At 53.2% G+C, this 9725-nt stretch carries 8 protein-coding genes and 2 pseudogenes; 2 read left to right on the top strand and 8 right to left on the bottom strand.

Annotation, left to right across the window (positions count from 1 at the left end):
- From BFF42_RS22280 to mutS, 3 genes and pseudogenes are all read right to left on the bottom strand, one after another.
- Positions 1-200 (bottom strand): IS1 family transposase (locus BFF42_RS22280; protein ID WP_001638972.1); only part of this gene is annotated, 200 nt, incomplete at its 3' end.
- Between the two features lie 107 nt (positions 201-307).
- A pseudogene (pphB, locus tag BFF42_RS22275) lies at positions 308-965 on the bottom strand (protein-serine/threonine phosphatase).
- 105 nt (positions 966-1070) lie between these two features.
- Positions 1071-3632, bottom strand: a complete 2562-nt coding sequence (gene mutS / locus BFF42_RS22270) for a DNA mismatch repair protein MutS (protein ID WP_001272926.1) — start codon at positions 3630-3632, stop codon at positions 1071-1073.
- 75 nt (positions 3633-3707) lie between these two features.
- Here mutS and BFF42_RS27130 point away from each other — a divergent pair, with 75 nt between their 5' ends.
- Positions 3708-3842: a hypothetical protein gene (locus BFF42_RS27130; protein ID WP_000611926.1), complete on the top strand. Its 135-nt coding sequence runs from the start codon at positions 3708-3710 to the stop codon at positions 3840-3842.
- Between the two features lie 76 nt (positions 3843-3918).
- Positions 3919-4272 carry a nitrous oxide-stimulated promoter family protein gene (locus BFF42_RS22265; RefSeq protein WP_000015498.1) on the top strand — a complete coding sequence of 118 codons (354 nt, stop codon included), beginning with the start codon at positions 3919-3921 and terminating at the stop codon, positions 4270-4272.
- 36 nt (positions 4273-4308) lie between these two features.
- Here the strand turns inward: BFF42_RS22265 and flhA are convergent.
- The 5 genes and pseudogenes from flhA to hypB all read right to left on the bottom strand — a co-directional run bounded on the left by flhA (position 4309) and on the right by hypB (position 9723).
- A pseudogene (gene flhA / locus BFF42_RS22260) lies at positions 4309-6386 on the bottom strand (formate hydrogenlyase transcriptional activator FlhA).
- Positions 6387-6459: 73 nt separating this feature from the next.
- On the bottom strand, positions 6460-7470 hold the full coding sequence (hypE, locus tag BFF42_RS22255) for a hydrogenase maturation carbamoyl dehydratase HypE (RefSeq protein ID WP_001059906.1): 1011 nt from the start codon (positions 7468-7470) through the stop codon (positions 6460-6462).
- Complete coding sequence (hypD, locus tag BFF42_RS22250) at positions 7467-8588, bottom strand: hydrogenase formation protein HypD (protein WP_001212982.1); 1122 nt, start codon at positions 8586-8588, stop codon at positions 7467-7469. Before hypD ends, hypE begins: the two co-directional genes overlap by 4 nt.
- The gene (hypC, locus tag BFF42_RS22245) at positions 8588-8860 is read right to left on the bottom strand and encodes a hydrogenase 3 maturation protein HypC (protein WP_000334884.1); all 273 of its coding nucleotides are present in this window, start codon (positions 8858-8860) and stop codon (positions 8588-8590) included. Before hypC ends, hypD begins: the two co-directional genes overlap by 1 nt.
- Positions 8851-9723, bottom strand: coding sequence for a hydrogenase nickel incorporation protein HypB (gene hypB, locus BFF42_RS22240; RefSeq protein WP_000337665.1), 873 nt, complete (start codon positions 9721-9723; stop codon positions 8851-8853). Before hypB ends, hypC begins: the two co-directional genes overlap by 10 nt.
- Positions 9724-9725: the final 2 nt, after the last annotated feature.

The raw sequence follows: 9725 nt of genomic DNA, 5'->3' as shown, positions 1-9725 counted from the left end.
CGACATCCGACGCCATTCATGGCCATATCAATGATTTTCTGGTGCGTACCGGGCTGAGAGGCGGTGTAAGTGAACTGTAGTTGCCATGTTTTACGGCAATGAGAGCAGAGATAGCGCTGATGTCCGGCAGTGCTTTTGCCGTTACGCACCACGCCTTCAGTAGCGGAGCAGGAAGGACATCTGATGGAAATGGAAGCCACGCAAGCACCTTAAAATCACCATCATACACTAAATCAGTAAGTTGGCAGCATTACCAATGGCCTGCAATAACATCTGGTTACTCATGCTTCACAGAAGAAGCATGAGACTACCTTATTTTATAAAATGACAGCCGCCCACTTTTCGGCGATCCGGTATCAATATAAATCTGGTTAGCGAACGTCTGAATGTTATCAAACATCATATGTCCAAATATAAAATAATCAGCGCCGTTTATTTGTTGTAACTCGCCATTAAGCGATTTCTGCACACGATAAACAGGCCAGAGTAATTCGCTCTCCGCTATTTCTTTGCCAAAGAGATATTCATCACCCGGATAATCTGCATGTGCGATGACATATTTTATTATGTCGTTAGTGATTTCAATAATATGTGGAAGGTGATGGAATTTCAGCAACAGATCTATTGCCTCTTGTTGCTCTGAATCATTTAAATCGAAAAACCAGTCACCACCGCTGGCAAGCCACATATTGCCATCGCCGGTCGCGAACGCATCCAGCGCCATTGCTTCGTGGTTGCCTTTAACGGAGATAAACCAGGGCTGGTTTAGCAGGCGCAGGACGTCAAGACTCTCCGGCCCACGATCAATATTATCGCCGACAGAAATAAGTAAGTCGGTTTCAGGGCAAAAAGAGAGTTGATGTAAGCGGGATTGTAATAATTGATTATTCACCATGAATATCACCAACGACCCATATATGGCGATAGTGATGGGCATTAATTTTTTGATAGCGTGTAGATGGCATGGTTTTACCCTGTAAAATAAGCTTTCCTATTATACAGGGTGTTTTTATTTTATTCGTCAGTTGTCGTTAATATTCCCGATAGCAAAAGACTATCGGGAATTGTTATTACACCAGGCTCTTCAAGCGATAAATCCATTCCAGCGCCTGACGCGGAGTCAGTGAATCCGGGTCCAGGTTTTCCAGAGCTTCGACCGCTGGCGAGGTTTCTTCCGGTACTGACAGCAAAGACATTTGCGTACCATCCACTTGCGTAGCGGCGGCGTTCGGCGAAATGCTTTCCAGCTCACGCAGTTTTTGCCGTGCGCGCTTAATCACCTCTTTTGGCACGCCTGCCAGAGCTGCAACCGCCAGGCCGTAGCTTTTGCTCGCCGCGCCATCCTGCACGCTATGCATAAAGGCAATGGTGTCTCCGTGCTCCAGCGCATCGAGATGCACGTTGGCGACGTCTTCCATTTTCTCCGGTAGCTGGGTCAGCTCGAAATAGTGGGTGGCAAACAGCGTCAATGCCTTAATCTTATTCGCCAGATTTTCTGCGCACGCCCACGCCAGCGACAGACCATCGTAGGTGGACGTTCCACGCCCGATCTCATCCATTAACACCAGACTGTATTCGGTGGCGTTATGTAAAATATTGGCGGTTTCAGTCATCTCCACCATAAAGGTTGAGCGCCCGGAAGCCAGGTCATCTGCCGCGCCTACGCGGGTAAAGATGCGATCGATAGGTCCAATCTCGACTTTTTGTGCCGGTACATAGCTGCCGATGTAGGCCATCAGCGCAATCAGTGCGGTCTGGCGCATATAGGTACTTTTACCGCCCATGTTCGGGCCGGTAATAATCAACATACGGCGCTGCGGCGACAGATTCAGCGGGTTAGCGATAAATGGCTCATTCAGTACTTGTTCAACTACCGGATGGCGACCTTCGGTAATGCGAATGCCCGGTTTATCAATGAAGGTCGGGCAGGTGTAGTTCAGGGTATAGGCCCGTTCCGCCAGGTTAACCAGCACGTCGAGTTCCGCCAGCGCGCTCGCGCTCTGTTGCAACGCTTCCAGATGCGGCAACAGCAGGTCGAACAGCTCTTCATAAAGCTGTTTTTCCAGTGCCAGTGCTTTGCCTTTTGAGGTGAGAACTTTATCTTCGTACTCTTTTAGCTCTGGAATGATGTAGCGCTCGGCGTTTTTCAGCGTCTGGCGACGCATGTAGTTGATGGGTGCCAGATGGCTTTGCCCACGGCTGATTTGAATGTAGTAGCCGTGCACCGCATTAAAGCCAACTTTCAGCGTGTCCAGGCCGGTACGTTCACGCTCGCGGACTTCCAGACGCTCCAGATAATCGGTCGCGCCGTCAGCCAGCGCGCGCCACTCATCCAGCTCTTCGTTATAGCCCGATGCGATAACACCACCGTCGCGTACCAGCACCGGCGGTGTGTCGATGATTGCTCGCTCCAGCAGATCGCGCAGCTCGGCAAACTCGCCCATCTTCTCACGTAGCGCCTGTACCGGTGCACTATCGACAGTTTCTAACTGTGCACGCAGCTCCGGCAGTTGCTGGAAAGCGTGGCGCATACGGGCCAGATCGCGTGGGCGAGCAGTTCGTAAAGCCAGACGAGCCAGAATACGTTCAAGGTCGCCGACCTGACGCAGTACCGGCTGTAGCCCGGCGGTGAAATCCTGCAATGCGCCAATAGTTTGCTGGCGCTCAAGCAACACGCGGGTATCGCGCACTGGCATATGCAGCCAGCGTTTCAGCATACGACTACCCATCGGCGTGACGGTGCAGTCGAGCACAGAAGCCAGCGTATTTTCCGCACCGCCCGCCAGGTTCTGAGTAATTTCCAGGTTACGACGTGTCGCGGCATCCATAATGATGCTGTCCTGCTCACGTTCCATGGTGATAGAACGAATATGCGGCAGGGTCGTGCGTTGGGTATCTTTCGCATACTGCAACAGACAACCGGCAGCACAAAGTCCGCGCGGCGCGTTCTCGACGCCAAAACCGACCAGATCGCGGGTGCCAAATTGCAGATTCAACTGCTGGCGCGCGGTGTCGATTTCAAACTCCCACAGCGGGCGACGGCGCAGGCCGCGACGGCCTTCAATCAGCGACATCTCGGCGAAATCTTCTGCATACAGCAGTTCCGCCGGATTAGTGCGTTGCAGCTCTGCCGCCATCGTTTCGCGGTCGGCCGGTTCGCTCAGGCGAAAACGCCCGGAGCTGATATCCAGCGTCGCGTAGCCGAAACCTTTGCTGTCCTGCCAGATAGCCGCCAGCAGGTTGTCCTGACGCTCCTGTAACAGGGCTTCATCGCTGATGGTGCCTGGCGTAACGATACGCACAACTTTGCGCTCAACCGGACCTTTGCTGGTCGCCGGATCGCCAATTTGTTCGCAGATGGCAACGGACTCTCCCTGATTCACCAGTTTGGCGAGATAGTTTTCCACCGCATGGTAGGGAATCCCCGCCATCGGGATCGGCTCTCCCGCCGAAGCACCGCGTTTGGTCAGTGAAATATCCAGCAGTTGCGACGCGCGTTTTGCGTCGTCATAAAACAGTTCATAAAAATCACCCATCCGGTAAAACAGCAGGATCTCGGGATGCTGGGCTTTCAGCCTGAGATACTGCTGCATCATGGGCGTATGGGCGTCGAAATTTTCTATTGCACTCATGGGGTTATGTCCGGTTCCCTGATATTAAATGGGGTGTGATGGTTTTTATTTTCGTTGTAATCACATAAGGCGCACATGATACCGGAGTTAATCATTTCAGGGGAAGAAGCGAACGGCGAGTTCTTGATGCTGGTTCCGGGAAAGATGCTGTTTTGCAGCTTTTGCGTGATGCTTATGAAGCAAGTACGCAAAATTGCGTCGGTTGAATAAACCTCCTCCTTCAGAGCCATAGTCCCCTTTCAAATTAAGTTGTAATATAAATACACCTTAAGAGTATGGAGGCAGCATGTCCGGCAAGCGTATCTCTCGTGAAAAACTGACGATTAAAAAAATGATCGATCTTTATCAAGCGAAATGCCCGCAGGCGTCAGCGGAGCCGGAGCATTACGAGGCGTTGTTTGTTTACGCGCAAAAGCGGCTGGATAAATGTGTGTTCGGCGAAGAGAAACCAGCCTGTAAGCAGTGTCCGGTGCACTGTTACCAGCCTGCAAAGCGTGAAGAGATGAAACAGATTATGCGTTGGGCCGGGCCGAGAATGCTGTGGCGTCATCCGATCTTAACCGTGCGTCATCTCATCGATGACAAGCGTCCGGTGCCAGAACTGCCGGAAAAATATCGTCCGAAAAAACCTCGTGAATAGTATGCCGGACAGGCAGATCTGTCCGGCAATTTGCAGTTAAATCAATGCCGATTTATCAATTCCCAGCCGCTTCATCCGTGACAGCAGGGTCGTGCGTTTCAGCCCCAGACGTTGCGCAGCGCCTTTAGGCCCGGCAACCACGCCGTTGGTTTCTTTCAGCACGCGAACAATCAACTGATATTCATCTTCGCCCTCCTGAGCGACAACCGTTGCGGCAGGCGGCGTTTCAGGCTCCGGTAAAGCAATATCTGGCAATGACAGCTGCAGCACGTTGCCGCGTGTTAGCAATACTGCGCGCTCAATGACGTTTTCCAGTTCGCGTACGTTACCCGGCCACTCCATGTTGCTCAAGGTGCGCAGCGTCTCGGCTGGAATGCTGTCGATATTGCGCCCCAGACGACGGGCAATTTTGAAGGTAAAGGCTTTCGCCAGCAGCGGAATATCTTCCGGACGCTCGCGTAGTGGCGGCAGGTGAATCGGGAATACGTTCAGGCGGTAATAGAGATCGCTACGGAACTCTCGGTCGGCGACCATTTTTTTCAGATCGCGGTTAGTCGCGGCAATTAAACGTACGTCCGTCTGAATGATTTTGTTGCTGCCGAGACGTTCAAACTCCTGTTCCTGCAATACACGCAGCAACTTCGGCTGTAACTCCAGTGGCATATCGCCCACTTCGTCGAGGAACAGGGAGCTTTTATCCGCCAGTTCAAAACGACCAATGCGCTGGGCGCTGGCACCGGTAAAAGCCCCACGCTCATGACCAAACAGATCGCTTTCCAGCAATCCGGCAGGCATCGCCGCGCAGTTCATTTTGACCATGCGGCGATTATTACGCCCACTGAGATTATGGATCGCGCGGGCAATCAGCTCTTTACCCGTGCCAGTTTCACCGAGGATCAGCACGGTACTGTCACTTTGCGCCACCATTTCAACTTGTTTAAGCACGCTGTACATGGCTTCGCTGCGGCCAATAATCTCGCCAAATTCACTATCAACATTGTTGAGCTGCTCGGTCAGGGCGAGGTTTTCATCAACCAGCCGTTCTTTCAGACGATGGATTTCCTGATAGGCGAGGGCGTTATCGACAGCGATTGCCACACGTTCGGCAATCTGGCGCAGCAAATTCAGATTGGTAGTGGTAAACACTTTCTCTTCGCATTGCGCCAGTTTCAGCACGCCCAGCATGGTGTCGCCAGACATCAGCGGTAACAGGCACAAGGTTTGAATCTGGTTGCCCAGGTGTCGAACAACATGCGTTCATAGGGGGCTAAATCGTCCCGCTCGTGGAGATTGATCAGCAGCATCTCTTTACTTTTGAACACGCGTTCGGTGAGGGTTCCGGCTTCATCGACTTCGCTCTGTTCGTGGGCGGGATGTTGTTTATCAAGATAGTGAGTGGAGTAGATGTTGAGTTTGTTTTTACGGTGGCTGCGTAAGACGATACTGATATCGTCAATGTCGAAATAGTAATGGATTTCTTTGGCGACTTCGCTGACCAGTTCGTCCATATCCAGGCGGGAAAGCACCGCGTTGGTAATGGCAACCAGGATGCGGAAGTTATCGCGCTCCCGGCATAACAACTCATAGTCGACATTGTTGACGACGCGGCTCTGGATTTGTTCGGTGACGACAGAAACGATCTGCGTAAATGTTTGCAGACGATTGAACTCTTTTTCGCTCCAGGGACGATCGTCATAACGAATAAATTCACAGCCACCAAAAATATGCCCTTCCGCCGCCAGTGGCATCAGGCAATAGTGACCAAATTTGGGGTATAGCCCACCTGCGACCAGCTGCGGCCAGGTTTCACAAAATTCTTCGTAACTGCAATGCAGCGTATCAGGGCGCGACAAAATGCGGCGTACCCGACCGTGTGCCAGAACAGTTTCGTCTTCATATTTAATGGGGGTGTCTTTTTCACGCGATGCGTAATAAGACGCACGTTGAGTCTGCGCTTGCCACAACACAATAGCCGCGTTGTCGGCGAGCGCAGAACGCTTTACCAGTTGCGAAAGAGCCTCACACAGCGAGGCCAGATCGGGCTGCTGCAATAGTGTCCGAGTGATGTCGAACAACCCTTGCTGTCCGAGATCACTCATCGGTGTATATGACATTTTGTTCTTCCAGGAAAGCACCGCAAAGCGGTGCAAAAGGTCATTGACTAACTATAGGAGATTTAGAATTTTATTAGCATATACGCGGAAGCGGTTCGGCGTGTGGTAAATCGAGGGTTCGTTTCACACCATACAGACCGGCAAGACGAACACCTTTACGTTCCACCACTTCACCAATTAGCGCCGCGTCTTTCCCCAGTGGATGGGAATGTAACGCTGCCAGCACTTGCTCTGCTGCGTTGCGTTCAACAGCTATTACTAGTTTGCCTTCGTTGGCAAAGTTAAGGGCGTCCAGTCCCAGCAGTTCGCAAACGCCGCGCACAGCAGGTTTAACCGGCAGTGCTGATTCAGAAATTTCAATACCACAACCGCAGGCTGCCGCGAACTCATGAACCACCGCGTTTACACCACCACGGGTGGCATCACGCAGCGCTTTCACGCCGGGAATGTCACGCAGCGTCTGAATAAGCGGCGTCAGCACCGCGCAGTCGCTGACCAGTTCACCATCCAGCCCCAGTTGTTCACGCAGGTTAAGGATAGTCGCCCCGTGGTCGCCGAGTGTACCGCTAACCAGCAATACATCGCCTGCGGTTAGCGTCTGTGCGCCCCAGTGAATATTCGCCGGAATTGCGCCCATGCCAGCGGTGTTGATAAACAGTTTATCTGCCGCGCCGCGCTGCACCACTTTAGTATCGCCAGTAACGATGGCAATGCCTGCCGTGCGGGCGGTTTCTGCCATGCTGGTCACTACGGCTTTCAGTGTCTCCATCGGCAATCCTTCTTCGAGGATAAAGCCACAGGAGAGATAGCACGGAATAGCGCCACTGACCGCAACGTCATTCGCGGTGCCGCAAATCGCCAGCTTGCCGATATTACCGCCAGGAAAGAACAGCGGGTCAATGACGTAACTGTCGGTGGAGAACGCCAGACGATCGCCTTCTGCTACCAGCTGCGCCAGATCAAGACGTGCCTGGTCTTCCTGCTCTGCCAGCCACGGGTTGGCAAAGGCTTCCATAAACAGGCTGTTGATTAATTGCTGCATCGCCTGGCCGCCGCTGCCGTGGGCGAGTTGGATATTATTCACGCTTCACTCTCCTGCTGACGATACTGATACCACGCGGCGCACGCTCCTTCGGAGGAGACCATCAGTGCACCAAATGCGGTTTGAGGATTACAGGTGTTACCAAACAGCGGGCATTGATGCGGCTTACATTTGCCCGTTAATACCTCACCACAACGCGCGCGCGGGTCATCGCAGACCTGCTGCGGTGCCGGGCGGAAATGTGCTTCGGCATCGAATCGTTGATAATCCGGCGTCAGGTGCACGCCAGAAGATTCAATCACGCCTAAGCCGCGCCATTCGCTGTCGCCGTTGACACAGAACACATCGGCAATCGCCTGTTGCGCCAGCAGGTTACCGGCATCCGGTACCACCCGACGATACTGATTCTCTACCTTGCTGTGGGCCGCTATTTTCTGCTCCACCAGCATCACCACGCCTTGCAGTAGATCAAGGGGTTCGAAACCAGCGACCACCAGCGGACGATGAAAATCGCTGGCGATAAAATTATAGGCATCAGTGCCGATAACCATACTAACGTGGCCCGGCGCGAGGAACGCGTCGATACCGTTATCCGGCTGTTCCAGCAAACTGCGCAGCGTCGGGATAAGCGTAATGTGCTGGCAGAAGAAGTAAAAATTCTGCACATCACGCGCTTTCGCCTGTTGCAGAGTGATGGCGGTGGTCGGCATGGTGGTTTCAAAACCTAAGCCGAAGAACACCACTTTGCGGGTTGGATTCTCCTGCGCCAGTTTCAACGCATCCATCGGCGAGTAAACGATGCGCACATCGGCACCGCGTGCTTTTGCCTGCAACAGCGATCCCTGTTTCCCTGGTACGCGCATGGCGTCGCCAAAGGTACAGAAGATGACTTCCGGATGGCTGGCAATCTCCACGCAGGTGTCGATTCTACCCATCGGCAGTACGCACACCGGGCAACCCGGACCGTGGATAAACTCAACGTTTTCAGGCAGTAACTGGTCGAGGCCGAATTTAAAAATAGCGTGGGTATGACCACCGCACACTTCCATAATCCGCAGAGGGCGTTCGGCGGTGTAAGAGAGATGTGAAGCACGTTCGCGCAGATGCTCAATTAACTGCATCACCTGTTCCGGCGCGCGATATTCATCAACAAAACGCATTATTTTTCCTCGCCATACAACAGCGCGCCGACATCCGGCTCAACGTCAAACATGTTTTGTAAGGCGTCGAGAGTGTCGCGTGCTTCGGCTTCAGTAATTACGCTCATGGCAAAGCCAACGTGTACCAGTACCCACTGGCCCACGCGCGGCTGACCGTTTTCATCGCAGCTGCCGACTAACGTTAAATCGACATCGCGCTGAATGCCGCAGACGTCGACTTTTGCCTGGTTGCCGTCAATGGTGCGGATCTGGCCGGGAACGCCTATGCACATCGCTGTGTCTCCAGCCAGTTCAGCCACTGGTCCATCCCTTCACCGCTGGTGGCGGAAATAAGGATGATTTCAATTTCTGGATTGACTTCGCGGGCGCAGGCGATGCACTTCTCAACGTCAAAGTTGAGATACGGCAACAGGTCAACTTTGTTGAGCAGCATCAGCGAGGCGGCGGCAAACATATGCGGATATTTCAGCGGTTTGTCTTCACCTTCGGTAACGGAAAGCACCGCCACTTTGTGTTTTTCACCGAGATCGAAGCTGGCCGGGCATACGAGGTTGCCAACGTTTTCGATAAACAGAATACCGTTATCGTCCAGTGGCAGACGCGGTGCGGCGTCGGCAATCATCTGTGCGTCAAGATGGCAGCCTTTACCTGTGTTCACCTGAATCGCTGGTGTGCCGGTAGCGCGAATGCGTGCGGCATCGTTCACGGTTTGCTGGTCACCTTCAATAACCGCGCACGGAACGCTGTCTTTCAGGCGCATTAGGGTTTCCGTCAGCAGGGTGGTTTTACCGGAACCTGGGCTGGAAACCAGGTTGAGCACCAGTTGCTTGCGGGCAGCAAAGCGCGCGCGGTTGCGTTCAGCCAGACGGTTGTTTTTGTCCAGCACGTCAATTTCGACTTCCAGCATCCGACGCTGGCTCATGCCCGGTGCGTGAGTGCCCGCTTCGCCATGACCGTAATGCAGGTCGCCTTCTTCAGTCTGGCTGGGGGTAAATTCAGGCGCTTTAATGCCGGTGATTTTCATCTTCGGGCGTGCCGCCGGGGCAAATGGCGCGCTACGAAACGCGGAATGAGGGTTATGTTCATCACCCTCGATATACAGGTTGCCTTCACCGCAACCGCATGTTGTACACATCG

It is taken from the genome of Shigella sp. FC1661 (assembly GCF_001712525.1).
In the GTDB taxonomy this organism is placed as follows: Bacteria; Pseudomonadota; Gammaproteobacteria; order Enterobacterales; family Enterobacteriaceae; genus Escherichia; species Escherichia coli.
The sequence above is the reverse complement of the archived record's forward strand: the minus strand, read 5'-3'. Positions and strand labels throughout refer to the sequence as shown.

Coding starts and splice junctions, on each gene's coding strand:
- BFF42_RS22265 (WP_000015498.1), top strand. CDS start 3,919: ATGTCCGGCAAGCGTATCTCTCGTGAAAAACTGACGATTAAAAAAATG.
- hypD (WP_001212982.1), bottom strand. CDS start 8,588: ATGCGTTTTGTTGATGAATATCGCGCGCCGGAACAGGTGATGCAGTTA.
- BFF42_RS27130 (WP_000611926.1), top strand. CDS start 3,708: ATGATACCGGAGTTAATCATTTCAGGGGAAGAAGCGAACGGCGAGTTC.
- mutS (WP_001272926.1), bottom strand. CDS start 3,632: ATGAGTGCAATAGAAAATTTCGACGCCCATACGCCCATGATGCAGCAG.
- hypB (WP_000337665.1), bottom strand. CDS start 9,723: ATGTGTACAACATGCGGTTGCGGTGAAGGCAACCTGTATATCGAGGGT.
- hypC (WP_000334884.1), bottom strand. CDS start 8,860: ATGTGCATAGGCGTTCCCGGCCAGATCCGCACCATTGACGGCAACCAG.